The following is a 25,570-nucleotide window of genomic DNA, read 5'->3' on the forward strand; positions in this document are numbered from 1 at the left end:
GTAGCCCGCCCTCCCGTTCAGCCTTAGCGCGGGCTTACGACGCCATGGTGGAATAGGCTCCGGGCGGTGTCGACGATGGTTTCTTCACGGGCCCGCGGACGCCATCCCAGAACTCGCCTGGCTTTCTCGCTGGTACTTCTGCGAATTGGCGTGCCTGTCGCCTGTTCCTTCTGTGGTGTCTGTATCTTCGCAGCGAGATTGCCCAGGTTTTCCTTGAGGATGCGGGCGATATCGAACAGCGTGACGACATCGCCACTCACCCCAATGAAACGCTGTCCTTTTGCCGCTTCCGCCATCATCGCGAGGATGTGGAGATCGGCTAGATCGCGGACGTCGACCATGCCGAAATTCAGGCCGGGCAGGGGCGCAGCCCCTTCAAGGATCTGCTTGATGAAGGCGACGGAAGCGGAAATATCGGGCCCCAGAACCGGCCCGAAAACGCCGACCGGATTGATGACCGACATTTCGAGGGAGCCACCCTCCCTGTCGATGAAATCCCAGGCCGCCCGCTCGGCAAGGACCTTGGATTTGATGTAGGGCTGCATGCCCGGGCCGTTCGGATCCGTCCAATCCTCCTCGTTGAAGACCTTGTCATAGGTCGTGTGGCCGTAGCCGATCGCCGCAAACGAGGAGGTCAGCACGACACGCTTGACGCCGGCGTCCCTCGCGGCGCGCAGAACTCGCAAGGTACCATCGCGCGCGGGTACGATCAGTTCGTCCTCGTTCTCTGGCGCAGTCTGCGGAAATGGGGATGCCACATGCAGAACATAGTCACATCCGGCGACGGCGGCGGCCCAGCCACGGTCGTCGGTCAGATCCGCCTGGCTGAAGGAAAGTCCCAGACCGGGTTCGACACCGCCGTTGCGCACCATCGTCCGGACATCGGTTTCACGCTGGACGTTCCTCACAGTTGTTCGAACCTGATGACCTTCGCTCAAAAGCCTCGCAACGAGGTGACTGCCGACAAAACCCGAACCGCCGGTAACCAATATCTTGCCCATGGCACTACTCCGATCGTTTTCTTTACTGCAACATCGAGCTGTAATATGAAAATGGCAAGTAGGATGAATTTTCGGACCTAGTATGAAAAATCAAACTATAGAGCCACGAATCTATGACGAAGATGAATGCGCCGGGTGCAGAGGCCCGGACGCGATCGATATTCTGCGTTTCCAGCGAGCCATTCGCGCCATCACGGGCAAGTGGAAGATCGAGATCGTTTGCATCCTGGTCGAAGGGCCGTTGCGTTTCGGTGAGTTGCGGCGACGCCTTCCGGGGATCACCCAGCACATGCTGACCGAGCAGCTGCGCGATCTGGCCAACAACGGCATCGTGATCCGCAATGCCTTTGCAGAGATTCCGCCACGCGTGGAGTACGAACTGTCGCAGGCCGGGATTGATTTGATGCCGACGCTGCGGGAGATGCGAGACTGGATGCTGAAATATGAGCATCAACTGACGGCTTCCTGATTGCTCCGCTCTCACGGGTCCGGCTGCCGCGGCGCCCTCACTCGTCGAATGGAGCGTTCAGGACGAAATCCACCACCGAGGGAGCTCTGTAGCCCTGAACGAACCGTTCGCCGAAGTCACGGGCGAAGTTGTCGTAGGTTGTTTCCGGATTCTTCTCGGCGATACAGCAAAAGCACCTCGTCATCATCTTCTTCATGCCGAGGCGCGGGAATTCCGAGACGATCCTCGACATCTCGGCGGCGGGAATGGCATCGTAGCGCCACCCGATGACATCGACGCCGATGCCGGCGGTACAAAGCGCGACCTCCGGCTCTTTGTGCAGACCGATCGAGGGCGTCGAGTTGAGAGCGACGCTGTCCCAGACCAATTGTGCGCGCCGGCTATCGACACCGCTCTGCCTCGCGAATGTCCGGGCCAGATCCGCCCCTTCCACCTCGAAGCGGCGCGGACCGGCAAAGCTTTCGTTCAGCGTGATGTCGTGCAGCAGCGTCCCCACGGCGATGACTTCCGGGTCGTGCTCAATGCTTTCGAGTTGTCCGAGCCGCGCCGCGAAAAGCCAGGAGCGGACCACATGATTGAACAGATAAGGTTCGCATTTCTCCCGCGCATATCCGATCGCCTTGTCCACCAGCGGCGTGTCGGGGACGGACACCCCCGCGAGCATTCGGCTGGGAATTTCGGTCATGGCCGGCTCCGCTTCTTTCTGGATGGTGGTCCGCCGGACGCGGCGAGGGGGAGCCGCGTCATTTCTGATCCGGAATCGTCAGCACCTTCTCGTCGGTATTGACGACGAACACCGCCAACAGTTTCGACGGCTGCGTGTCGCTGGCATTTGCACTGACGCCATGGTGGTCGCCCGGCAACTCCGTGAAGCTTTCGCCGGCCTTGAAGGTGCGAACCGGCCCCCCATTGATCTGGCTTTTCACCGCGCCTTCCAAAACGGTCGCGTAGATGATCGCCGATTTCGCGTGGGTATGTGCCGGCGAGTAACCGCCGGGACCATATTCGACAAGGACGCCGCGAATGCTCTTATCGGGTACATCCGGAAGCGCATGCTCATAGACGAGCGTGATCTTTGCGTTCTTGGCTCCCGGCACTTCGTCGGCCAGCGCCGGTGTGGCGAGCGCGGCAGCCAGGAGCAATGGAGGAAGACAGTACTTCATGGGCGTGTCCTCGGAGGTTGGGAACATCAGGCGGGGCGGTGGGCGCCCAACCAACTGTCGAGTGAAATGCGGCCGATTATCGCCTCTCCGAGCGGCACCAGCGACGTCTCCACGACGGTGCCGCCGAAATATCGAGCTTGCGGGTCGCTCACCACGCTACGGCTATCGCCTGTCGCCTCCAGATAGCGCGCGATGATCCGATCGAAGGGCGCCCGGTCAGGACCGGCGATGTCGAAATGGCCACCGCGTGGAGTTCCGGTCGCTGTCTCCGCCACGATAGCGGCGACATCGTCAGCGGCGATCGGCTGGAACAGGCCGGCAGGTAGACGCACGCTGCCATCAGCCATGCTGCCGTCGGCGATGGCACCCAGAAATTCCATGAACTGAGTGGCGCGCACGATGCTGTAGGGGATGCCCGAGCCTTCGATGAGCCTTTCCTGCGCCATCTTGGCCAGAAAATAGCCGTTGTCGGGCATGCGGTCTGTGCCGACGATGGAAAGAGCGACGTGATGGCGGATACCGGCGGCGCGTTCGGCGGCGAGCAGATTGCGGCCCGAGGTCTCGAAGAAGGCGAGCACCGCTTGCGGCTCGAAGGAGGGGGAATTGGCAACATCGACCACCACCTCCGCACCGGCGAAGGCTTCAGAGAGTCCCTCGCCGGTGAGCGTGTTGACGCCAGTGCTGGGCGAGGCGGCAATCGCTTCGTGACCCGCTTCGCGCAGGAGAGCCACGGTGCGCGACCCGATCAGTCCGCTGCCGCCGATAACGACGATCTTCATGAAACTGTCTCCGTTGGAACGCGGGTCAAAAGCCGGCGCTCCAGAGCGCCGGCTTTGGGAGACTCAGCCCTTCACGAAAGCGAGGAGGTCCGGATTCACCACATCGGCATGGGTCGTGCACATGCCGTGCGGGAACTTCTCATACACCTTCAGCGTGCTGTTCTTCAGAAGCTTGGCCGAAAGGAGCGCGGAGTCCGCAATCGGTACGATCTGATCGTCGTCACCATGCATGACGAGGGTCGGCACGGTGATGATCTTCAGGTCTTCCGTGAAATCGGTCTCGGAGAATGCCTTGATGCCGTCATAGTGGGCCTTGGCACCGCCCATCATGCCCTGTCGCCACCAATTGTCGATGACGGCCTGAATCGGCTGTGCGCCGGGGCGGTTGAAGCTGTAGAAGGGACCGGCAGGCAGGTCGACGTAGAATTTGGAACGGTTGTCGGCGAGTGCCTTGCGCAGGCCGTCGAATACCTCGATCGGCAAGCCACCGGGATTGGCCGCCGTCTTCACCATGATCGGGGGAACCGCGCCGATGATGATCAGCTTGGCGACGCGGCCTTGCGGCTGCCCATGCCTAGCCACGTAATGCGTCGCCTCGCCGCCGCCGGTCGAGTGGCCGATATGCACGGCATTCTTGAGATCGAGATGCTCGACGACCGCCGCGGCGTCGGCCGCGTAGTGGTCCATGTCATGGCCTTCGCTCACCTGTGCCGAGCGCCCATGCCCACGCCGATCATGCGCCACGACGCGATAGCCATTGTGCAGGAAGAACAGCATCTGGGTGTCCCAGTCGTCCGAGGACAGCGGCCAGCCATGGTGGAACATGATCGGTTGGGCCGTCTTCGGGCCCCAGTCCTTATAGAAGATCTCGACGCCGTCACGCGTGGTGATGGTGGCCATGCTTTGGTCCCTTTCAGAGGTTGGGCCTTGAGTTGTGGTTGATTGCGCTGCGGCCGGCCAGGCCGGAAGCATTGCCAGCGTCGCCGCGCCGAGCCCGAGGGCAAGCAGTTCGCGACGGCCGGGATCGGCCTGTTCATGTGGTCTTATGTCCGTCATCATCATCCCCGTTTTCGCTCATGACAGAGCGGCTATTCTTCGTTGGGCCTGCTTTGCCGGATGGGATGATCGCTTTGCTTCGCACCTGAGCATGCTCAGCGCGCAGCAACAATCGACGAGCAATTTTGGCAATCCCAAATAAACCGCACCAGAAAAAGCCGAGCTTTTTCGAATTAAGCTAGTCAGGCGCGGTTCTATAAATCGATATATTCATGAATTTCGCTGCCCCCGCTGCGTTGATTTGCATCTTTGAATATTTGTTGCAAAGCAGCAAGTAGGATGGATTTTATGACCTGGTCTGAAGAATCAGACTATGGCACGCCCGGCGGCGGCCTGGGCAGGCGGCCGCAAGTGATTGCCACGATCAAGGGAAAGGACGCTGGGCGCGAAAGTCCCAGGCGGGTGTTGGGCAGAGGCGTCCGCTTCCATCCAGTTGGGATGCCGGCGCACTCTATCTTTGGAAACAGGCGCAACAGCCTGCGTCCAAGCCCCTGGACCGAAGTAATTGTCCAGGGATAACCGGCAGGTACGCCGGCGATCTTCATGGTTGCTGCATGCGGCCCGTCAGCGGTCGCCACAGGAAACCTCCGAAGTAGATGATGGCAGGTGTTGCGGACGCGACTTCGGCGTATTGAGCGCGACTGGTGCGGCAGGCTCAAAGGCGTTGTGAAGTGGCGGAAGGGGTGGGATTCGAACCCACGGTAGACTTGCACCTACGACGGTTTTCAAGACCGTTGCCTTAAACCACTCGGCCACCCTTCCGCGCCTTCGCACCGCTGCGTGCGAATAGGGGCGGTCTAGCAGAGTAGGGGGCTTCGTCAAGACCTTCCGCATCGAGAAGGGGCTTTGATCGTCCCATGGCTGGTGACGCATGGTGGGGCGCGCCGCGGTTTGGCTTGTGCCATGAGCGGCCCCCATATTCTACCGACAGAAACACGCTTGACTCACTTAAATTCATCAATTTAACTAAATCTCGGCGGGACGAACCAAAAGCATGAAAAAACCGCCTCTCGAACAACGAGATCCGAGGAGGAATTGTCCAATGGCTTCTAGCCTTGAATTCATTGAGGCGGCCCTGATCGAACGCCGCCGTTTCCTGATCGGCTCGGCCCTCGCGGCCGGGTCGCTGTTGCTGCCTGCCGGGGCAAGACGCGCCTTCGCGGCTTCAGACCTTCAGCTCGCCAGCTCGATCCGTTCGCTGTCGAACGCCTTTCACGTCGCCTGGGACAAAGGATCGAAGGCCTATGCCGATACGGTGAGTGCGCCCTATGCGGCCCTGGTGACGGAGGGCAACAGTGAAAAGGGAATCGCCGACATCAAGGCCATGCTCGCCAAGGTCGGCAACAAGCTGGTGCTCGGCGTCGATCCCAACGATGTCCCCGATGCCCGGCCGATCGTGGAAGCCGTCACCAAGGCCGGCGCGCATGTCGTGACGGTGTGGAACAAACCGGACGACCTGCATCCCTGGGATTTCGGCGACAATTACGTCGCCCACATGTCGTTCAACGGCGTGCCGGCTGGTGAGCAGACGGCCAAGGCCCTGTTCGACAGTTTCGGCGGCGAGGGCGGCATCGTGGCGCTTGGCGGCATTGCCTCCAACGCCCCGGCCATCCAGCGCAAGCAAGGCCTGATGAATGCGATCAAGGCCAATGGCAAGGTGGAACTCCTCGATTTCCAGGATGCCGACTGGGATTCCACCAAGGCCAACAATGTCGTGGCCGCCTGGATCACGCGCTTCGGCGACAAGATCAAGGGCATCTGGGCCGCCAATGACGGCATGGCCGTCGGGGCGCTCGAGGCGCTGCGCGCCGAGGGCCTGGCCGGCAAGGTCCTGGTGACCGGCATCGACGGCACCAAGGATGCAGTCACGGCAATCCGCAACAAGGAGATGGCCGCGACCGTCGACTGGAACCCCTACTGGATCGGCGGCATCGCCCTTTCCCTCGGCTATCACGCGGCGACCGGTGCTTTCTCTCCTTCCAAGGAACCCAAGGAGCACCGAGAATTCTACGGTACCGGCGTCCTGATCACGCAGGCGGATGTCGAGGCCTATTGGAAGGCCAATATCGACGAGACCCCCAAGGTCGACTGGAACGATCTGTGGGGCAAGGTTACGGGCCAGATCACCTATTGAGATCGCGCCCGTCGGCGATGCGCGGTCCGCGGGGCAAGGTCTCTCCCAACCTTTCCTCACCGGCGGCCGCGCATCGCCCCTCTCGCAGGGATCCAGGCGGAATTCTCGAACCGAGACTGTCGAAATGGTGATCTCCAGACAATCCTTCGCGCGTGCCGCGCCGGTCATGGTCCTGTTCGGCCTCTGCCTCGGCATTTCGCTGCTGGATGCCCAGTTCCTCTCGCTCGGCAACCTCATCCGCGTGGCCGCATCGGCGGCAGCGCCGCTGACCCTGGCTCTGGGCGTGACTTTCATCATCCTGATGGGGTCGATCGATCTATCGATCGAGGGATCGATGGCCGTGACGGCGGCCGCGCTCTGTGCCTTCGTGGCCAATTCCACCGGCAGCGGATTCAATCTCGGCCTGCTGGCGCTGCCGCTGGCGTTGGCGACGGCTGCCATCTTCGGCTGCATCGTCGGGACCATCCATGTGGTCATGAAGGTGCCGTCCTTCATGGTCAGCCTCGGCATGGGCTTCGTCGGCACCGGCCTTGCCACGGTCCTGCTCGGCGGCGAGAGGGTGCAGATCCTCGATCCGTCGATCCGTGCTCTTGCGCTCTCTCGCCTGGGCGGGGTTCCCCTGGCCGTCTATGTCGCGGCCTTCATGCTGCTCGTCGCCTGGTATGTGCAGGATCATACCCGCCTCGGCCGCCACATCATGGCGCTGGGAGGCGGCGAGGACCTCGCCAGGGCTTCCGGCGTGGCCGCCGGCCGCGTCCGCATCCTGGCCTTCACCCTGGCAGGCGTCTTCTTCGGGGTCGGAGCCGTCCTGGCCTGCGCGCGGCTGGGAGCCGGCAGCGCCCTGATCGGCAGCGGACAGCTCTTCACCGCCGTCAGTGCCGTCGTGGTGGGCGGAACTGCCCTGACCGGCGGCAAGGGCGGGGTGTTCAACACGCTCGTCGGTGTGCTGATCGTGATGGTGCTCAACAACGGCATGATCATCATCGGCCTGCCGACTTTCGTGCAGCAGGGCGTGCTCGGCGTGGTGATCATCGGGGCGGTGCTCTTGAACACGCCCCTGCGCGCGCTCTCCGTGGTGAAGTGAGGGTCGGCGCCATGCTCGAACTTCTCGGCATCACCAAGCGCTTCGGCAAGGTCGAAGCCCTCAAGAATGTATCGATTACCGTGTCGGCCGGCGAAGTCGTCGGCCTGGTCGGCGAGAACGGGGCCGGCAAATCGACGCTGATGAAGGTGCTCAACGGCATCAATCAACCCGATGCCGGCGAGATCCGCATTCACGGCAAGGCCGGCTCGATCACCGGCCCCAAGGATGCGGCGGCTCGCGGCATCGGCATGGTGTTCCAGGAGCAATCCCTGATCACCAACCTGTCGGTGGCGGAGAACATCTTCCTCGGAAACGAAACCCCGTACATCCGCCTCGGCCGCATCGATTGGCGGCGCATGGCCGCGGCCGCCAGGCATCAGCTCGCAAAAGTCGGCCTGGACATCGATCCCCTGACCATCACCTCCGAACTCAGCTTCGTGCAGCGCCAGATGGTCGAACTCGCCAAGGTCCTGACCCTGGAGGAGGCAGTGGAGGGAAGCCTGTGCATCCTGCTCGACGAACCGACGTCGGTACTGGAGCAGGCGGAGATCGACATCCTCTTCGATGTCATCCGCAAGCTGAAGCAGCGGGCTGGCATCATCTTCGTCTCGCACCGGCTCGACGAGGTCATCGACATTTCCGACCGGATCTACGTTCTCAAGGATGGCGTGGTCGTCAGCCAGATGAGCAAGGATGAGGCAAGCCCGGAACGCATCCATCACCTGATGGTCGGGCGCGCCGCCACGGGCTCCTATTACAAGGAGGACAGACGGGCGCCATATGGGGCGGAAATAGCCCTGAAGGCCAGGGGGTTGGCGCGGGCTCGGGCTTATGCCGACATCGATCTCGACCTTCATGTGGGTGAGGTCCTCGCCCTTGTCGGCACCGAGGGGGCCGGCAGCGAGGCCCTGATCCGCAGCCTGTTCGGCCTGGAGAAGATCCACCTCGGCAGTGCTCATTATCGTGGACGCAATCTGCGTTTCGTCTCCCCCAGCCAGGCGGTGTCCCTCGGGCTCGGTTATGTCCCGCGCGAGCGCAAATTCGAAGGCATCGTCGAAGAAATGACGGTCGAGGAGAACATCAGCCTCGCTCATCTCGGCGGCATGAGTCGCTTCGGCATCCTCAAATTCGGCGAGATCGGCCGCGCGACGCACAGCCTCATCGACCGCATGCGGATCAAGACCCCCGGCGCCGATACGCTTTGCGCAAATCTGTCGGGCGGCAATCAGCAAAAGGTCGTGCTGGCAAAATGGTACAATGCCGGGGCGCGCATCTTCCTGCTCGATCATCCCACCCGTGGCCTCGATGTCGGCGCCAAGGAGGATGTCTACGGCCTGATCCGCGAGCTTTGCGCCAATGGCTGTTCCGTCATCCTGATCGGCGACACCCTGGAAGAGGCCCTCGGACTGGCCCACACCATCATCGTGATGAAGGACGGGCGCCAGACAGCGCGCTTTGACACGCTGGCGGTCCCGCCGCCTGAACCGCTCGACCTCATCCGGCACATGGTGTGAGCATGGTGCGCCTGCGTTCCCTTACGCCCTATCTGCCCTGGATTGCGCTGATCCTCGCCATCCTCGTCGTGGGCCTGTTCGACGCGCGCTTTCTCGATCCCATGACCCTGATCGGCCTGATGGCGGACAATGCCACGCTGTTCGTGATGGCCCTCGGCATGACCCTCGTGATCTATGTCGGGTCGGTCGATCTGTCGATGCAATCGGTGGCGGCCGTCGCCTCCATCGTGCTCGCCCTTCTGCTGCCCGGATATGGCTTGGCCGCCATTCCGGCCGCCATCGTCATAGGCGGGATGTTCGGCCTGCTTTCAGGCTTCGTGCATGGCAAGCTGCGTATCCCGAGCTTCGTCGCCACCCTTGCCACCGGCGGCATCGCGGCGACGGCGGCTTTGTGGATTTCGGGCCAGAGGGCCGTCGGCATTGCCGGCGACGTCCGCAGCGACACCCTGGGCTGGATCATCGGCTCCACGCTCGGCCTGCCCAATGAAATCTGGGTCGGCCTGGTCGTCTTCGTCCTGGCCTTCGTGCTGGAGCAGGCGACGCCTTTCGGCAAGATGATGAAGGCCGTGGGCTGCAGCGAACCTGCCGCGACCGTGTCCGGCATTCGCGTCATCCGGATCAAGCTTGCCGTCTTTGCCCTGGCCGGCGCCTTTGCCGGGCTGTCCGGGATCATGCTGGCGGGCCGCCTGTCGAGCGGTACGCCCACCATCGCCAACGAATTCCTGCTCCCGGCCATTGCCGCCGTCGTGCTGGGCGGCACCTCGCTGACCGGCGGCAATGGCGGCGTCCTGCGTACGCTGGCGGGCACCATGCTGATCGCAGTCTTCCGCACGGGCATGACCTTCGTGGGCGTCAACGCCCTCGCTCAACAGATCGTCTTCGGCACGATCTTGATCCTGGCTGTCTGCCTCAACAGCGGCCACGCGCCCAAGGGCGTGATGAAATAGCCACCACCACATAGGAAATACGGATGCTCGAGAAATTTCGTCTGGACGGCAAGACCGCTCTCATCACCGGCGGCAATCGCGGCATTGGGCTCGCGGTCGCTCACGCTTTGGGCGAGGCAGGCGCGAAGCTCCTGATTTCAGGACGAAGCAAGGTCGAGGAGGCCGAGAAGAGCCTGGCTGATGCCGGCTATGATGTCGCCTTCGTCCAGGCCGACATTCGCGATCCGGCCGCGCCGCAGCAACTGGTCGATGCCGCCCTCGCGCGCTGGGGGCGGCTCGACATCCTCGTCAACAATGCCGGCATCGCCAGCCACGGCGATACCCCCGATTTCGACGAGGAGCGCTGGCGCCAGGTGATGGACACCAATGTCGATGCCGTCTTTCGCGGCTGCCGCGCCGCCCTCGTGCCGATGCGCAAGCAAGGCAGCGGCGCGATCGTGAATGTCGGCTCGATTTCCGGCTTCATTTCCAACGTGCCGCAGAACCAGGTCGCCTACAACGCCTCCAAGGCCGCGGTTCACATGATGACGAAGAGCCTGGCCAGCGAGTTCGCCGCCGAGAACATCCGCATCAACGCGGTGGCGCCCGGCTATATCGACACCAACATGTCGCGCGGCGGCATCGAAAACCCGGAGTGGTTCCCGATCTGGCGCGACATGACCCCAATGGCAAGGGTCGGGCAGCCGGAGGAAGTCGCCGCCTGCGTGCTGTTCCTGTGCGCGCCGGCGTCGAGCTATGTCACCGGCGAGGTGCTGGTCGTGGACGGCGGCTATCTGACGCGCTGATGCCGCTATCGACCTCTTTTTGCGATTCTTGGCAATTCCGCCGAACCGCAAAGCGTTTTAGGGTGTAGACAGGAATGTCTCGTAGGGGCAGGGCTGACACCCTGCCGGTATCGGTCGCGTCATGAATGAGTCCAGCCGGGAAGGACCGGTCCCATCGTCCGCCGGGCGACGCAGGCAGCGAGGCTACAATGCCTCGCGGGTCGGCGATCTCAATCGTGGCCTGGTCATCGAAGGCATCCGGCAGTCACCGGGGATCGGACGCACGCATCTCGCCGCCGAGACGGGCCTGACCCCTTCTGCCATCACCCAGATCGTCGCGGCGCTGATGGAAGAGGGGCTGGTGGCGGAAGTGGCCGCCACGCCGGCTGCGGATGGTGCCGGGCGTCCCCGCCTTGGGCAGCCTATCCGTGGATTGCGCCTGATCTCGGGCTATGCCGCCACGATCGGCCTGCATTTCGACCATGAATTCGCCCGGGCCGTGCTCGTCGATGTGGCCGGCAACATCATTGCGCATGAGAAGGAGCAGTTGCGTATCGAGGAGCCTGAAGCGTCCACCCATCTCCTCGCCACGCTCTTCTCCCGTCTCGATGCCCACCCGCTGCGGCCGAATCGCCTCTTGGGCGTCGGTGTCTCGGTCATGGGGCCGGTCGATCACGACAGGGGCGCCGTCGGGCAATCGAGCCAATATCCCGCCTGGCGCAACTATCCCTTCGAAAAGGCCCTGTCCGAACGGATCGGGCACGATGTCTTCATCGCCATCAACGGGGCGGCCGCCGGTCTAGGCGAATACTGGTTCGGCGGCGGCCACCATCTGCCGAGCTACATCTATGCCTTTGTCGGCTATGGCCTTGGAGGCGCCCTGATCTTCAATCGCCGGGCCGTGCGCGGCTCCTATGGCAATGCCGGCGAGATCGGCCATATCCACACCTATCCCGACGGCGAGATCTGCTATTGCGGCGCCCGGGGGTGCCTGGAAACGGTGGTGTCGCTGCGCGGACTGGCGCGTTTCCTGGGCAAGCCTACCGTCGAGGCCCTTGATTTCACCGCACCGGACTTTTGTGACGATCCAGATCTCGGCCGCTGGGTCGAGCAGGCGGGCACCGATCTCGGCCGCGCCCTGACCAGCGTCTCCAACATCGTCGACATATCCAACATCCTGATGAGCGGCCTGCTGCCCGAACCCGTACTGGGACGCCTGGTCGAGCGCACACGCCGGACTGTTGCTGCCTATCAGATGAATGCACGCCCCAGGCCCATCGTGCTGGAACGGGCGCAGGCACCGAGCGATTTGGTCGCGGCCCTCGGCGCCGCCGCCATGCCGCTCTACGGCAACCTGTTCTGACGCCGTCCATTTTCTTTAAGTCGAGCGTCATTGCGAGCGAAGCGAAGCAATCCAGCGCGGCGCGGCGAGGCCCCCGTGGATTGCTTCGCTTCGCTCGCAATGACGAGTTTCGATCAGCGGGAAGCTTCGAGCCGATGCCGGAAAACCGTGCTTCAGCTCTGCATGGCCTCCTGCTGGGCCTGGATCACGGTGGTCTTGGCCAGAGTCCGCTCTTCGGTACGGGCCAGGGCTTCCTCGCTGAAGATGCGGAAACCGAGATCAGGGCGGTAGCCGTGGATCTCGTGCACGTCCAGCGCCGACATGAACTGGAGGATCTCCATGCTGATGACCTGGCCGGGCACCAGGATGGGAAAGCCCGGCGGGTAGGGTATCACGAACAGGGCCGAGACCAGTTCGCGCCCCGCCTGGATCGCCCGCGAGGCCTCCATCATGTTCACGTACTCGCAATTGCTGTCGTCATAGGACAGGAAGAAAGCGCTGCGGATATCGCCATTGCGGGTCTGGGTATTGCTGGCGAGATTGTCGCCGCGGAAAGCCCGATGGAAGCTGGAAAAGTCCGGCAGCGGCGGATGTTCAAGCGTCAGAGAACGCACCTTCTTGGCATGGATCCGCCGCTCGATGCTGCTCATGTCTGCGGCGCGGCGGTCGAGATCCCGGGCGATCTTGACCAGCACCTCGATCAGATAGGCCACCGCCGAACGTGTCGAACCGATATTGGTCATGAACAACACGGTGTTTCGGGAGGTCTTGTTGATCTGGATGCCGTATTTGTCCATCAGCTCCTTGTTCTTGAAAGTGTCGCCGTCGAGACCGGTGGCGCCGATCGCCAGCGTCGCCCTGGTCGGGTCGAGCGCAAACTCGTCGGTGCGCCACGCCAGCTCGAAATTGTTCCAGCCCGTATCCTCGTTAAAATAGCTTTCGACACCGGATTCCCGGTGCTGTAGCGGCACGAGGTCGCCGACGGCCAGGAAGCGGAAATAACGCTTGAGCAGGGGATGGGCCTGCACCTGGTCGCGCAGGTTCATGGCGAGCTCGAGCTGGCGCTGCACGAGCTCGTAGCCCTCCAATTCCACCTGCCGCCGCCCGACATCGAGGGAAGCCAGGATCTGGTAGTTGGGCGAGGTCGAGGTATGGGTCATATAGGCTTCGTGGAAAGCCTCTTCCGCCTTGTCGCGGAAATCCTGATCCCAGACATGGATCATCGAGCCCTGGCGCAGGGCCGTCAGGGTCTTGTGCGTGGAATGGGTGGCATAGGCGCGTATGCGCACCTTGTCGGGATCCGGGATCAACCGCCGTTCGAGCAGCGCCTCCTCGTCGTCCCAATCGACGCTGGCCGAGAACTCCTCATAATGCTTGGCGTAGGCCGGATCCTTGAACATCTCGGCAAGGCGCGCCGCCGTCGCCATGGCCGTGCGCGGACGATAGACGGGATGGCAGCGCGCGAACGCGAACCAGGCCTCGTCCCACAGGAAGACCAGATCGGGCTTGATCGCCAGACATTCCAGCATGACGCGCTCGACGTCGTAGACGATGCCGTCGAAGGTGCAGTTGGTCAAAAGCACCATGCGGACGCGATCGAGCGTGCCGGCCCGCTTGAAGCTCAGCAGCTGCTGCTTGATATGGCGGATCGGCACCGCGCCATACATCGAATACTGATCGAGCGGATAGGAATCGAGGTAGGCGACCTGCGCGCCTGCCAGCACCAGGCCGTAATGATGCGATTTATGGCAGTTGCGGTCGACCAGCACGATGTCGTCGGGCCGCACCAGGGCCTGCACCACGATCTTGTTGCAGGTCGAGGTGCCGTTGGTGGCAAAATAAGTGCGCCGGGCGCCGAAGGCACGCGCCGCGTGTTCCTGGGCGATCTTGAGAGGGCCGACCGGATCGAGCAGTGAATCCAGGCCGCCGGAGGTCGCCGAGGTCTCGGCCATGAACAGGTTCATGCCGTAGAATTGCGAGAGATCGCCGATCCAGCTCGAATTGAGGATCGCCTTGCCACGGGCCAGGGGCAGGGCATGGAACACGCCCGTCGGCTGCTTGGCATAATCGCGCAGGGCATCGAAGAAGGGGGTATGGTAACGCTCGCCGACGCCTTGCATGATGGCGCCGTAGAGCTCGACATGGTCCTCTTCGCCGAAGAAGATGCGCTTGAACACTTCCCCCGCCGTCGCCGCGATGTCCTCCACCTTCATGTCGGTGACGAGATAGAGGTCGAGCTCCGGGCGCAAGCGCGCGATCTGGCGGCCGAGCAGGGGCCCTCGCTCGAATTCGGGTATGGTTTCGATGCCGTCCTGAACGCCGTCGAGGAAGCGGCGCAGCATGTCGTCGCTATAGATCGAGCGGAAGGGAAAGCCGTGGCGGATCACCACCGCCTGCAGATTGAAGTTCACCAGGGTGGCGATCAGGGCGTCTTCGAAACTGGGCACGATGACGATGTCGAAGATGAACTCGTCCTCGGCATGGCGCTTGCGCTGAACGCGCCGGCGCAGCGCGGCCTCCTCGCTCGCCGACATCTCGTCGACGATGAGCACCTCGAAATAGGGGCGCGACAATTGGGCCTGGCGTTCGCTTTCGGTCTCGATCTGCGAGGGTAGTTCGCCATCGCCTTCGAGGGAGCTCGCCTCATGCCGATAGGTCCGGGCTACCAGCACGCGATGGATGCGGCGCGCTGTCTGATGCGCACGCGCCAGTTCACCCCGTTCGATCCAGCTGCAGAGATCGGCGAAAACCCTTCCACCCGGAAAGGCCCAATAGCTTTCGATCGGCGCCAGGGCGGCGATCAGCTCGCCGATATGGGTCAGGCGGGACTGGCGTTCGGGATGATCAGGCGGGAGGGCCACCAATCGGCTCAGATCGTCGACAAGGCCGATCCAGCTTTCCGAGCGCATTTCCCATACGCTCCGATGACGGCTCAGCGAATTCTTGCTTTTGTCGAACGAGACCCCGGCATTCATATATTCCTCCAACGCCTTATCGTTATATTTTGTAATTTCTTCGCGAGAGGTGATCGCGGACATCACAGGTTGGTCTTCCGAAGGAAAGGCTTTGAAGGTGCTTCATACACATTCCTTCAGGCAACCGCCGCGCTCGTCACGCATCGTCGAAGATACTGATCGGCTCAATGTCGAATCTGTCGGCCAATTCTCCCTGGATCTCCTGATGCCCACAGGCAGATTACAGTCAGCGGGATGTCGCACAAGCGGATTTCAACGGGCATTCGAGCTATTTCCAAGGAGACGGCGGGTCGTTCCATTCATCTTCCGCATAGGCAGGTATCATGGGATGGCGGGATAAAGGCGAGCCCCCCTCAGGCATCCGACCTGCCGTGGGTATTCGCCCATGCGCCTGCCTTTCAAAGGCGCCTGGAACCACGCAGGCGGAGGGCACCACCGTCGCTCTCCTCCATCGTTTGACGCATTCCGAGGCTTCTTCGATGAGTATCTCTATTCCACTTTCAGCCATATTGTTCGATGCTTACGGCACGTTGCTCGATCTCGGCTTCATTACCGAAAGAGCAGAACAGGCTTTTCCCGGTCACGGCGCCCAGCTCTCCGCGCTCTGGCGCGACAAGCAGCTCAACTACACATGGCTGCGTACGATCGCCGGTCACTATGCCGATTTCGCGACCGTAACGGCCGACGCCCTGGACTATTCGATCGAGCGGCTCGCCCTGACCGCGTCTCCGCAAAGCCGGGACGAATTGCTGGCGGCCTATTGGTCCTTACCGAGCTTTCCCGAAGCCGCCGCGGCCCTGACCCATCTCAGGCACAAGGGTCTGCGGCTCGGCGTCCTTTCGAATGGCACGCCGGCCATGCTCGAGGCCGCCTTACGGTCATCGGGCCTTGATGGCCTCTTCGACGACGTCCTCAGTGTTGACGCGGCCGGCAGCTACAAGACGGCGAGAGCTGCCTACCAGCTGGGCCCGGACCGCCTGAACCTGCCACTCGAGCGCATCCTCTTCGTCTCGTCGAATGGCTGGGATATTTGCGGCGCAACCTGGTTCGGCTATCGCACTTTTTGGGTGAACCGTGCCGGTCACCCTCCTGAAAGACTGGGTGTTTCTCCCAATGCCACTGGTAGAAGCCTGACGGATCTCATGCCCCTGTTCGTTTAACCCGGATTGGGGGCGGGTCTGGTGTCTTCCACCGGCCGCTGGGGCTTGACGCTCCAGCGGCGATGAAGGCGCGACAGCATCAGATAGATCACCGGCGTGGTATAGAGCGTGAGGATCTGGCTGACGATCAGGCCGCCGACGATGGTGACGCCGAGCGGGCGGCGCAGTTCCGTGCCGGGGCCGGTCGCCAGGATCAGGGGCAGGGCGCCCAGGATAGCGGCGAGGGTGGTCATCAGGATTGGCCGGAATCGCACCAGGCAGGCCTCGAAGATGGCATCCCTGGCGCTGAGATTACGGTCCCGTTCGGCTTCCAAGGCGAAATCCACCAGCATGATGCCATTCTTCTTGACGATGCCGATCAGCAGGATGATGCCGATGAAGGCGACGATCGTCAGTTCCATATTGGCGAAATGCAGGGCAAGCAGCCCTCCCAATCCGGCCGAAGGCAGGGTCGAGAGAATGGTGAGCGGATGCGCGAGGCTCTCATAGAGCACGCCGAGCACGATGTAGACCGCCAGCAAGGCGGCCAGGATCAGCAAGGGCTGGCTTGAACCGGCTTGGGCCGCCTGCTTGGCATCGCCGGCAAATTCCCCCCTGATCTCGGCGGGCAGGTGCATGCCGGCGACCGCCGCCTCGATGGCCTCCGAGGCTTCCTGGATCTTGGTGCCCGGCGCGAGATTGTAGGACAGGGTAATGGCTGGATATTGTCCCTGGTGGTTGACTTGTTGCGGCGCTAACCCGCGTTCCACCGAGGCAACCGCCGAAAGCGGCACCAGGCCCGACCGGCCGGGCACGTAGAGGCCGGTCATGTCGCTGGGATCGCGGCTCTGTTCGGGGGAAGCGGCAAGCACCACGCGATACTGGTTGCGCTGGGTGTAGATCGTCGAGATCTGCCGCTGCGAAAAGGCATTGTTGAGGGCGCTGTCGATGGACGTGATGGCCACACCGAGACGCGCCGCCGCCTCGCGGTCGATGACAAGTTTGGCTTGCAACCCGTTGCGCTGCCTATCGGAATTGACATCGGTCAAACCCGGTACGGTCTTCAGCCTCTCCATCACCTTCGGGGCCCATTCGACCAGGAGATCGGCATCACCGGACCAAAGCGTATACTGATATTGTGACTGGGACTGACGCCCGCCCGCCGACACATCCTGCGGCGAGAACATGAAGACGTTCAGTCCGGCCACCGCTCGCACGCTCTTGCGCAACTGCGCGATGACATCCTCCGTGGGCGGACGCTGGTCCGGAGGGAGCAAGGAAATGCTGAGCTGGCCGGAATTGGTGCCGCCAAAGGGGCTCGAGCCGATGGAGGAGCCCACGCCGGTAACGTAGGGATTGCGCTGGATGATCGCCGCGACCTCGCGCTGCCAGGCTACCACCGCTTCGTAGGACGCATCTGACGATGCTTGAGAAAAACCTTGAATGAAGCCGCCATCATCCTGAGGAACCAGGGATTTCGGCAGGGCGTAATAGAGCCATGCGGTTCCGAAGACCGTGGCGAAGATCACCAGCAGCGTCAGGAAGCCGTGATTGAGCACACCGCGCAGGCTGGCGCCGTAGAGGCTCACCACCCGCCGCAGTGCGCCCTCGATCGCACGGTCGAACAGTCCCCGCCTGGCCTCGATGCCGTCATGACCGCGATGGGCCAGGATCATCGGGGTCAGGGTGAGGGAGATCGCGGTGGAGGCGATCACCGCAAAAGCCAGCGTCATTGCGAATTCGAACAGGAACTTGCCGGTAATTCCTCCGGCAAAGAGCAAGGGAATGAAAACGGCCAGGAGCGAAAGGCTGATCGACACCACGGTAAAGCCGATCTGCCGGGCGCCCTCGATGGCGGCTTGCAGCGGCGGCAGGCCGGCCTCTCGTTTGGCATGCACATTCTCGACCATGACGATGGCGTCGTCGACGACGAAACCGACCGAGACGACCAGCGCCATCAGGGAGAGATTGTCGATGGAAAAATCGGCAAGCCACATAGCGCCGAAGGTGGCCGCCAGCGAAAGCGGCACGGTGACACCCGCCGCCAGGACCGGCGTAGTGCGGCGAAGAAAGACGAAGACGACAAGCACGACCAGGATGACCGAAGCCATCAGCGTCCATTGCATGTCGTCGACGCTGGCGCGGATCGTGGTTGTCCGATCGGTCAGGATGTCGATGTCGATGCCGGCCGGAATTCGTGTCTTCAAAACCGGCAATAACGCCTTGATAGCGTTCACGGTATCGATGACGTTGCCATTGGCTTCCTTGGTGATGTTGAGCAGGATCGCCGGCTTGCCGTTATAGGTCGCGCTGGAATTGAGGTTGCGTACACCGCGCTCCACCGTGGCGATGTCGCCAAGCCGCACGGCGGTGCCGTTGCCGGCCCGTATGATGATGGAGGCATAATCCTCGGGGGCCGACATCTGGCTCCCGGTATCGAGCGCCATGACGATGTCGGGGCCATCCAGCGAACCGAGGGGGCTGATGGCGTTGGCCGCCACGATCGCCTGGCGCACCGCCTCCATCGACAGGCCCATGGCAGAAACGCGGTCGGGGTTGAGTGTGACCCGGATTGCCGGCTGATCGGCCCCGCTGACCGCGACCTCGCCGACCCCCTCGACCTGGGAGATGCGCTGCACGATCACGCTGTCGGCGGCATCGAACATGTCGCTGGCACCGACCGTGTCGGAAGTCATCGCCAGGATCAGGATCGGACGGGCATTCGGGTTGAACTTGCGGAAGGAGGGTGCCGTCGACAAGTCCGACGGAAGGTCGGAGGCTGCGGCATTGATGGCCGCCTGCACATCCTGGGCCGCGCTGTCGACGTTCCGCGAAATATCGAACTGGATGATGATGAGGGTGGAGCCGAGGGACGAGCGTGAGGTGATCTCGGTCACCCCCGCGATCGACCCCAGCTTGCGTTCGAGCGGCGCTGCCACACTGGCAGCCATGGTCGACGGGTCGGCGCCAGGGCGGCTCGCCGTCACCACGATGGTCGGCAGGTCGATGGCAGGCAGGCTTGAGACCGGCAATTGGCGATAGGCGGCGAGCCCCACCAGCAGGAGCCCCATCGCCAGCAGGATGGTGCCGATCGGCCTGCGGATGAAGGGCTCCGAGATGCTCATGTCTGCGGCATCGCCTGCGGCTTGCGGGCAAAGCGCTCACGCAGCCGCTCGAAGCCGAGATAGATCACCGGCGTGGTGTAGAGCGTCAGCAGCTGGCTGAGCAGCAAACCGCCGATGATGGTGATGCCGAGCGGTATGCGCAGTTCCGATCCCATGCCGTGGCCGAGCGCCAGGGGCAGGGCGCCGAACAGGGCGGCCAGGGTGGTCATCATGATGGGGCGGAAGCGCAGGGCGGATGCGGTGACGATCGCCTCATGCGGATCCAGGCCCTGCTCGCGCTGCGCCTCGATGGCGAAGTCGATCATCATGATGGCGTTCTTCTTCACGATGCCCATCAGGAGCACGATGCCGATCAGCGCGATGAGCGAAAGCTCGTGGCCGGTATATTCGAGCGCGAGCAGGGCGCCGACGCCGGCCGATGGCAGTGTCGAGAGGATCGTCACCGGATGGATCGCGCTCTCATAGAGGACGCCCAGCACGATATAGATGGTGATCACCGCCGCCAGGATCAGCCAGGGCTGGTTGGCGAGCGAGGAGGAGAACTCCGCCGCGTCGCCGGTGAAGCGGGTGGAGATCGACGCCGGCATGCCGATCGCGGCCTGTGCCTTGCGGATCGCGGCGACGGCGTCGCTGAGCGAGGCTCCATGAGCGACATCGAAACTGATGGTCGCCGAAGGGAACTGATCGTCGTGCTCGACCACCAGCGGTGCCGTCTCATGACGGATGCTGGTGAAGGCGCTGAGGGGAACCTGGTTGTCGGTGGCGCCCGATGCTGTCGGTATGTTGGTTGCCGTGCCGCTGGCGCCGACCGTCCCCGCGGTGGGATTGGTGGTGGTGGCAAGCCCCGACGTGCTGGCGGAACTGGCAACATAGATCCGGCTAAGCACGCTCGGCCCCACCTGGTCGTCCGGCCCCGCTTCCAGGATGACGCGATACTGGTTGGCCTGCGCATAGATGGTGGCGATCTGGCGCTGGCCGAAAGCGTTGTTCAGGGCGTTGGAGACGTCTTGCATGGAGACGCCGAGACGGGACGCCGTGTCCCGGTCGACATCCACGAACAGCTTGGCACCGCCATTCTGCACTTCCGAGGTGACGTCGCGCATCACGCCGGAGCGTTCGAGCTCGGCGGCCAACTGATCGGCCCAGCGATCGACGTCGCCCGCATCGGTTCCGGTCAGCGTATATTGGTAGGGCGCCCGGCCGGCCCGGGCGGTGATGCGGATATCCTGCACGCTCTGATAGGTCACGCGCAGGCCTGGCAGCCGGTTGGTCTGCGCCTGCAGGCGCTGAATGATATCCGTGGCGTCCGCCTTGCGCGCGCTGCGCGGCTTGAGCACCAGGGAGAGCGAGCCGGTATTGGAGGTCAGATTGCTCCCGGAGACGCCGATGCTCGCCACAGTGGAGAGGATATCGGGGTCTTTGCGGGCAATGTCGGCAATGATCGCCTGGGCCTTCTTCATGGCATCGAAGGAGGCGGTCGGCTCAGCCTGGATCACAGCCGTGATCAGCCCGGTGTCCTGCTGGGGCAGGAAGCCCTTCGGCATGGCGATATAGAGCCAGATCGTGGTCGCCAGCGTGCCGAGCGTCAGAAGCAGCATCAGGAAGCCATGGCGCAACGTCCACACGAGGCTGGCTCGATAGCCGCGGATGACGGTGTCGAAGCCGCGGTCGATCCAATCCAGCAGCCCCTTGCGTTCGCCATGGCCCGATTTGAGCAGGCGCGCGCACATCATCGGCGTCAGGGTCAGCGAGATCACGGCCGAGACCACCACGGCAATGGTCAGGGTCAGGGCGAATTCGCGGAACATGCGCCCGACGATACCGGTCATGAACAGCAGAGGAATGAAGACGGCGATCAGCGACACGGTCAGCGAAATGATGGTGAAGCCGATTTCCTTGGCGCCCTTGAGCGCGGCATCGAAAGGCTTCTCCCCTTCCTCGATGTGCCGCACGATGTTCTCGATCATCACGATGGCGTCGTCGACCACGAAACCGGCGCCGATGGTGAGCGCCATCAGCGAGAGATTGTCGAGACTGAAGCCGCAGAACCACATGACGCCGAAGGAAGCGATCAGCGAGAGCGGCAGCGCGACGCCGGCGATGATGGTGGCGCGCAGGGTCCTGAGAAAGATGAAGACGACGAGGATCACCAGGCCGACGCTGAGGGCCAGCGTCATCTCCACTTCGTCGATCGAGGCCTGGATGGTCTGGGTGCGATCGTTGACGACCTCGAGCGAAACATCGGCCGGGAGGCTGCGGCGAAGCTCGGGCAGCGCCGCCAGCACGCTGTTGACCGTGGCGATCACATTGGCGCCCGGCTGGCGCATGATGTCGATCACCACTGCCGGCTGGCCGTTGTAATAGGCGCCCACGCGCGCGTTCTCCAGGCCCTCGACCACATTGGCGATGTCCTTGAGCCGCACGGGAGCGCTGTTGCGGTAGGCGATCACCACGTCGGCGAAGGCATCGGCCGCGCTGATCTGGTCATTGGCCGCGATCGTATAGGACTGGGCCGCGCCGTTGAGCGAACCCTTGGCGCCGGCAACGGTCGAAGTGGTGATGGCGAGCCTGATGTCCTCCAGGCCGAGGCCATAGGCAGCAGCCCGGGCCAGGTTGACCTGCACCCGCAAGGCCGGGCGCACGCCCCCCTGCACGTCGACATGGCCGACGCCGCTGACTTCGGCGAAACGCTGGGCCAGCAGGGTATCGGCCATGTCGGACAGGTTGCGGATGGTCTGCGTCTTCGAGCGCAGCGCCAGCGTCAGGATCGGCGTATCGGCCGGGTTCACCTTGGCATAGCTCGGCGGATAGGGCAGTCCCGAGGGCAGGGTGGAGGCCGAGGCATTGATCGCCGCCTGCACGTCCTGGGCCGCCCCGTCGATGTCGCGATCGAGATTGAACTGCAGCGTGATCTGGCTGATGCCGAAAGCCGAGGACGACACCATGGTCGCAATCGACGGGATCTGACCGAGATTGCGCTCCAAGGGCGCCGTCACCAGTTTTGCCATGGTTTCCGGTTCGGCCCCCGGCAACTGGGTGGTGATCTGGATGGTCGGGAAATCGACCTGGGGCAGGGGGGCGATCGGCAGGGCAAAATAACCGAGCAGCCCCCCCAGCAGCACGGCGATGCCGAGCAGCGAAGTGGCGATCGGCCGAAGGATGAAGGGGGCCGATACCCCGTTCATGGCGCTGGCGCTGCGCCGCCGCCCTGCTGGCGACGATGCCCTTTGCGTTGCGGCTGGCCATCCCCACCCTCGGCCTTTCCGCCGGTCTCGGGCGTGGCAGCGGGCGTACCCAGGCCTTCGTCGTCCTCGGCCGGCACGGCTCCCGGCTTGGAAACCTCGACCTTGGCGCCGTCGCTCAACCTGGCGAAGCCGGTGGTGATGATCTTCTCGCCATTCTTCAGGCCGTTATCGACCACAACCTGCTCATCGCCTTGCTGGCTGACGGTGACCGGACGCATCTTGGCGGTGCTGTCATCACCGAGCACATAGACGAAGGTACCGTTGGGACCACGCTGGATTGCGGCGGTCGGCGCAACCACGACGCCTGCCAGTGTTCTCACCTTCAGCTTGGCGTTTACGAACGCGCCCGGCCACAACCCCAGCGTATCGTTGGGAAAAATGGCCTTGAGCTGAATCGTGCCGGTGCTGGCATCCACCTCGTTGTTGATGACTTCGAGCTTGCCCGTGTCGATCAGGACCTTGTTGTCGCCGCGAAGGGCCTCGACCTGCAGCGGCTCCTTGCCGCTGGCCGGGGCGATCTCGGCCAAGGCCTGTTGCGGCACCGAGAACAGCACGGCGATGGGCTTGAGCTGCGTCAGCGTGACCAGGCCCGTGCTGCCCGATGCCTGGACGACATTACCCACATCCACATTGCGAATACCGGCGCGGCCGTCGATCGGCGCGGTAATGGTGGTGTAGGCCAGGGTTGCCCGGGCGCTGGCAATGGCTGCGTCATCGGATTTGAGCTGCGCCTCGTATTGCGCCACGGTGGCGCGCTGCGTATCGGCTGTCTGCCGGGTTACCGAATTGCTGGCGGCCAGGCCGACATAGCGTTCGAGGTCGCGCCTGGCATTATCGAGCAGGGCTTGGTCCTGGGCTCTCTTGGCGATGGCCTGGTCCAGCGCAGCCTTGTAGGTCGAATCGTCGATGCGGGCGATCACGTCCCCCTTTTTGACGTCCTGCCCCTCCCGAAAAGGCATGTCGACGATCTGTCCGCTGACCTGGGGCGTGATCGTCACGGTATTGTAGGCCTTCACAGTGCCGACCCCGTAGAGATAGACCGGCACGTCGGCCGTCTTGGCCTCGGCAATCAGCACGGGCAGGGGGCCGCCATCGAAGCTGCCGCGGCGCCCGCGGCGCCCGCCGCCCGCCCTCGATACCGCGGGCGTACCCTGGCCCGCGCTCTCGGCCGGCGGCAGATAGGCCTGCAGCCATGGCGGAGCCGAGGCGCGCCAGCGGTCGCGCGTCACATAGGCCGCCCCAATTCCGGCAGCCAGCAGAACGGCCAATGTCGCGAGGCTGCGCGAAAATCTGGGCATTTCAACTCACTCGAATCGGCAACGGGCGCGAGCAGGGTTTCGCATCACCACGAACGCCCTAGTTTTACGGCATTTGCGCGGCGGATGCGGTCCAGCCGCCGCCCAAAGCCTGATGCAGGCTGATCAACGCCTGCAGACGCAGCAGCTTGACCTGTATCAGCGTGTCCTGGGCGTTGAAGAGGGTTTGTTCGGTCTGCAACACGGTGACCAGATCGACCGTGCCTTCGCGCAATTGCTGCTCGGAGATGCTGTAGGCCTTGCGCGAACTTATCACCACGGCCTGCTGCAACGCCTCCTGGCGGGCGTATTGGCGCACGGCCGCCAAGGCGTTCTCGACATCGACGAACGCCTGCACCACCGTCTTGCGATAGGCCGCGACCTGGGCGCTCTGCACGCCGTTGGCCCGTTCGACATTGCCGCGCAGGGTTCCGCCATCGAAAATGGGTTGTGTCAGGCCTGCCGCGATCGAATAGAAACCCGAGGCCGGGTCGAACAGGCTCTTGAGCGCAGCACTCTGCACGCCGCCTTGGCCGGTCAGGGAAATCGAGGGGAATTGGGCGGCTCGCGCCGACAAGGCATCCTGATGGGACGCCATCAGACTGGCTTCTGCGGCCGCGATATCGGGCCGGCGCGTCAGCAATTGCGAGGGAAGTCCTGCCGCGACGACCGGCACGCGCAAACGTCCCAGGCCGCCGCCCTTGATGTCTACCAAGGCGGGAGGCTTGCCGACCAGGAGGGCGACAGCGGCCTTGTTCTGCGCTACCGATAGTTCGAGGGGCGGGATGCTGGCGCGCTGCTGGTCGAGCAGGCTCTGCTGCTGGGCGACCTGCAGCGACGTCGCCGTCCCGGCTTTGAGCTGGTTGTTGATCAGCGCCATGATCCGGCTCGCACTGGCGACGTTCTCGCGCGCAATGCGCAATCGATCCTGCGCTGCAAGGATGGAGAAATAGGCATCCGCCACGTTGGCGATCGCCGTCAGCTCCACGGTATCGCGGTCGAAGCGACTTGCCGCCTCGCTCGACCTGGCACTGGCCAGGGCCTGGCTGTTCTTGCCCCAGAAATCGATCTCGTAGCTGGCGCTCGCCGACAAGCCATAGGTGGCGCGACCGCGCCCGACGCGCCCCGTCGCGGAGGCAGCACGGGCTCGCTGCGCCGAGACGTCGCCGTCGATCTGGGGAAACAGCGGCGCCCTGGCGATCGTAATGCCCGCCTGCGCCTGTTCGATATTGGCGATGGCGGTCGCGATGTCGAGATTGCCCATCTGCGCCTGAGCGACCAGTGCCGTCAGCTCGGGGGAGCCGAAACTGCGCCACCAATCCGTCCGCAGCGGCTCGGACGGCTTGGCTTTCGCAGCCTGGTCGTAGGCGCTCGGCACGGCAATCGCGAGATTGAGCGGGCGAACATCGGCGCAACCCGCCAGGATCGCCGTAAGCCCGGTCAACGTACCGACTGCCATTGCTGAAGTACGCATCTGACGAAGAGAAAACTTCACGATGGAGCCTTCAAAAAGGGGCGATCCAGCGAAACTAGGGCAG

18 protein-coding genes and 1 tRNA gene are annotated in these 25,570 nt (G+C 63.3%); 8 read left to right on the forward strand and 11 right to left on the reverse strand.

The genetic code is table 11. From position 1 onward, the window contains the following. Positions 1–23: 23 nt before the first annotated feature. Positions 24–1,001 (reverse strand): SDR family oxidoreductase, encoded by a 978-nt coding sequence (locus tag C5L14_RS16270; protein WP_105863071.1) that lies wholly within the window; start codon positions 999–1,001, stop codon positions 24–26. Positions 1,002–1,083: 82 nt separating this feature from the next. On the opposite strand from C5L14_RS16270, the gene C5L14_RS16275 reads away from it, so the two are divergent. Beyond that, complete coding sequence (locus C5L14_RS16275; RefSeq protein WP_105863072.1) at positions 1,084–1,470, forward strand: winged helix-turn-helix transcriptional regulator; 387 nt, start codon at positions 1,084–1,086, stop codon at positions 1,468–1,470. A 37-nt stretch (positions 1,471–1,507) separates the two neighbouring features. Here the strand turns inward: C5L14_RS16275 and C5L14_RS16280 are convergent, their stop codons facing one another. From C5L14_RS16280 to C5L14_RS16300, 5 genes are all read right to left on the reverse strand, one after another. Next, entirely contained in the window at positions 1,508–2,155 is a 648-nt protein-coding gene (locus C5L14_RS16280; RefSeq protein WP_105863073.1) for an HD domain-containing protein, read from the reverse strand. Positions 2,156–2,213: 58 nt separating this feature from the next. Next, complete coding sequence (locus tag C5L14_RS16285; RefSeq protein WP_105863074.1) at positions 2,214–2,633, reverse strand: cupin domain-containing protein; 420 nt, start codon at positions 2,631–2,633, stop codon at positions 2,214–2,216. Positions 2,634–2,659: 26 nt separating this feature from the next. Beyond that, a complete protein-coding gene (locus C5L14_RS16290; protein WP_105863075.1) occupies positions 2,660–3,412 on the reverse strand; it encodes an SDR family oxidoreductase in 753 nt (250 codons plus the stop codon). A 63-nt stretch (positions 3,413–3,475) separates the two neighbouring features. Beyond that, positions 3,476–4,312 carry an alpha/beta fold hydrolase gene (locus tag C5L14_RS16295; RefSeq protein WP_105863076.1) on the reverse strand — a complete coding sequence of 279 codons (837 nt, stop codon included), beginning with the start codon at positions 4,310–4,312 and terminating at the stop codon, positions 3,476–3,478. Between the two features lie 828 nt (positions 4,313–5,140). Beyond that, positions 5,141–5,230, reverse strand: a tRNA-Ser gene (locus C5L14_RS16300). 280 nt (positions 5,231–5,510) lie between these two features. Between C5L14_RS16300 and C5L14_RS16305 the strand changes: the two genes are divergently transcribed. From C5L14_RS16305 to C5L14_RS16330, 6 genes are all read left to right on the forward strand, one after another. Next, a complete protein-coding gene (locus tag C5L14_RS16305) occupies positions 5,511–6,602 on the forward strand; it encodes a sugar ABC transporter substrate-binding protein (protein ID WP_105863077.1) in 1,092 nt (363 codons plus the stop codon). Positions 6,603–6,726: 124 nt separating this feature from the next. Continuing rightward, positions 6,727–7,686 carry an ABC transporter permease gene (locus C5L14_RS16310; RefSeq protein WP_105863078.1) on the forward strand — a complete coding sequence of 320 codons (960 nt, stop codon included), beginning with the start codon at positions 6,727–6,729 and terminating at the stop codon, positions 7,684–7,686. A gap of 11 nt (positions 7,687–7,697) precedes the next feature. After that, positions 7,698–9,200, forward strand: coding sequence for a sugar ABC transporter ATP-binding protein (locus C5L14_RS16315; RefSeq protein ID WP_105863079.1), 1,503 nt, complete (start codon positions 7,698–7,700; stop codon positions 9,198–9,200). 2 nt (positions 9,201–9,202) lie between these two features. Then, a complete protein-coding gene (locus tag C5L14_RS16320; RefSeq protein ID WP_105863080.1) occupies positions 9,203–10,147 on the forward strand; it encodes an ABC transporter permease in 945 nt (314 codons plus the stop codon). A 23-nt stretch (positions 10,148–10,170) separates the two neighbouring features. Beyond that, positions 10,171–10,932: an SDR family NAD(P)-dependent oxidoreductase gene (locus tag C5L14_RS16325; RefSeq protein ID WP_105863081.1), complete on the forward strand. Its 762-nt coding sequence runs from the start codon at positions 10,171–10,173 to the stop codon at positions 10,930–10,932. A 121-nt stretch (positions 10,933–11,053) separates the two neighbouring features. Then, positions 11,054–12,274 (forward strand): ROK family transcriptional regulator, encoded by a 1,221-nt coding sequence (locus tag C5L14_RS16330; protein WP_105863082.1) that lies wholly within the window; start codon positions 11,054–11,056, stop codon positions 12,272–12,274. A gap of 152 nt (positions 12,275–12,426) precedes the next feature. On the opposite strand, the gene C5L14_RS16335 is transcribed toward C5L14_RS16330, so the two are convergent. Further along, on the reverse strand, positions 12,427–15,228 hold the full coding sequence (locus tag C5L14_RS16335) for an aminotransferase class I/II-fold pyridoxal phosphate-dependent enzyme (RefSeq protein WP_105863259.1): 2,802 nt from the start codon (positions 15,226–15,228) through the stop codon (positions 12,427–12,429). Positions 15,229–15,707: 479 nt separating this feature from the next. Between C5L14_RS16335 and C5L14_RS16340 the strand changes: the two genes are divergently transcribed. Further along, positions 15,708–16,388, forward strand: coding sequence for a haloacid dehalogenase type II (locus C5L14_RS16340; RefSeq protein ID WP_105863260.1), 681 nt, complete (start codon positions 15,708–15,710; stop codon positions 16,386–16,388). On the opposite strand, the gene C5L14_RS16345 is transcribed toward C5L14_RS16340, so the two are convergent. From C5L14_RS16345 to C5L14_RS16360, 4 genes are all read right to left on the reverse strand, one after another. Continuing rightward, on the reverse strand, positions 16,385–19,492 hold the full coding sequence (locus C5L14_RS16345) for an efflux RND transporter permease subunit (protein ID WP_105863083.1): 3,108 nt from the start codon (positions 19,490–19,492) through the stop codon (positions 16,385–16,387). The genes C5L14_RS16340 and C5L14_RS16345 overlap by 4 nt on opposite strands. Continuing rightward, positions 19,489–22,677: an efflux RND transporter permease subunit gene (locus C5L14_RS16350; protein WP_105863084.1), complete on the reverse strand. Its 3,189-nt coding sequence runs from the start codon at positions 22,675–22,677 to the stop codon at positions 19,489–19,491. Before C5L14_RS16350 ends, C5L14_RS16345 begins: the two co-directional genes overlap by 4 nt. After that, positions 22,674–24,035 carry an efflux RND transporter periplasmic adaptor subunit gene (locus C5L14_RS16355; protein WP_105863085.1) on the reverse strand — a complete coding sequence of 454 codons (1,362 nt, stop codon included), beginning with the start codon at positions 24,033–24,035 and terminating at the stop codon, positions 22,674–22,676. The genes C5L14_RS16350 and C5L14_RS16355 overlap by 4 nt, the downstream gene beginning before the upstream one ends. 64 nt (positions 24,036–24,099) lie before the next feature. Then, positions 24,100–25,506 (reverse strand): efflux transporter outer membrane subunit, encoded by a 1,407-nt coding sequence (locus C5L14_RS16360; protein WP_105863086.1) that lies wholly within the window; start codon positions 25,504–25,506, stop codon positions 24,100–24,102. Positions 25,507–25,570 lie beyond the last annotated feature (64 nt).

The sequence above is a fragment of the Labrys okinawensis genome (genome assembly GCF_002982075.1).
Classification (GTDB): Bacteria; Pseudomonadota; Alphaproteobacteria; order Rhizobiales; family Labraceae; genus Labrys; species Labrys okinawensis_A.

Coding starts and splice junctions, on each gene's coding strand:
- C5L14_RS16360 (WP_105863086.1), bottom strand. CDS start 25,506: ATGCGTACTTCAGCAATGGCAGTCGGTACGTTGACCGGGCTTACGGCG.
- C5L14_RS16275 (WP_105863072.1), top strand. CDS start 1,084: ATGAAAAATCAAACTATAGAGCCACGAATCTATGACGAAGATGAATGC.
- C5L14_RS16340 (WP_105863260.1), top strand. CDS start 15,708: ATGAGTATCTCTATTCCACTTTCAGCCATATTGTTCGATGCTTACGGC.
- C5L14_RS16355 (WP_105863085.1), bottom strand. CDS start 24,035: ATGCCCAGATTTTCGCGCAGCCTCGCGACATTGGCCGTTCTGCTGGCT.
- C5L14_RS16350 (WP_105863084.1), bottom strand. CDS start 22,677: ATGAACGGGGTATCGGCCCCCTTCATCCTTCGGCCGATCGCCACTTCG.
- C5L14_RS16280 (WP_105863073.1), bottom strand. CDS start 2,155: ATGACCGAAATTCCCAGCCGAATGCTCGCGGGGGTGTCCGTCCCCGAC.
- C5L14_RS16330 (WP_105863082.1), top strand. CDS start 11,054: ATGAATGAGTCCAGCCGGGAAGGACCGGTCCCATCGTCCGCCGGGCGA.
- C5L14_RS16335 (WP_105863259.1), bottom strand. CDS start 15,228: ATGAATGCCGGGGTCTCGTTCGACAAAAGCAAGAATTCGCTGAGCCGT.
- C5L14_RS16325 (WP_105863081.1), top strand. CDS start 10,171: ATGCTCGAGAAATTTCGTCTGGACGGCAAGACCGCTCTCATCACCGGC.
- C5L14_RS16270 (WP_105863071.1), bottom strand. CDS start 1,001: ATGGGCAAGATATTGGTTACCGGCGGTTCGGGTTTTGTCGGCAGTCAC.
- C5L14_RS16290 (WP_105863075.1), bottom strand. CDS start 3,412: ATGAAGATCGTCGTTATCGGCGGCAGCGGACTGATCGGGTCGCGCACC.
- C5L14_RS16310 (WP_105863078.1), top strand. CDS start 6,727: ATGGTGATCTCCAGACAATCCTTCGCGCGTGCCGCGCCGGTCATGGTC.
- C5L14_RS16320 (WP_105863080.1), top strand. CDS start 9,203: ATGGTGCGCCTGCGTTCCCTTACGCCCTATCTGCCCTGGATTGCGCTG.
- C5L14_RS16305 (WP_105863077.1), top strand. CDS start 5,511: ATGGCTTCTAGCCTTGAATTCATTGAGGCGGCCCTGATCGAACGCCGC.
- C5L14_RS16285 (WP_105863074.1), bottom strand. CDS start 2,633: ATGAAGTACTGTCTTCCTCCATTGCTCCTGGCTGCCGCGCTCGCCACA.
- C5L14_RS16315 (WP_105863079.1), top strand. CDS start 7,698: ATGCTCGAACTTCTCGGCATCACCAAGCGCTTCGGCAAGGTCGAAGCC.
- C5L14_RS16345 (WP_105863083.1), bottom strand. CDS start 19,492: ATGAGCATCTCGGAGCCCTTCATCCGCAGGCCGATCGGCACCATCCTG.
- C5L14_RS16295 (WP_105863076.1), bottom strand. CDS start 4,312: ATGGCCACCATCACCACGCGTGACGGCGTCGAGATCTTCTATAAGGAC.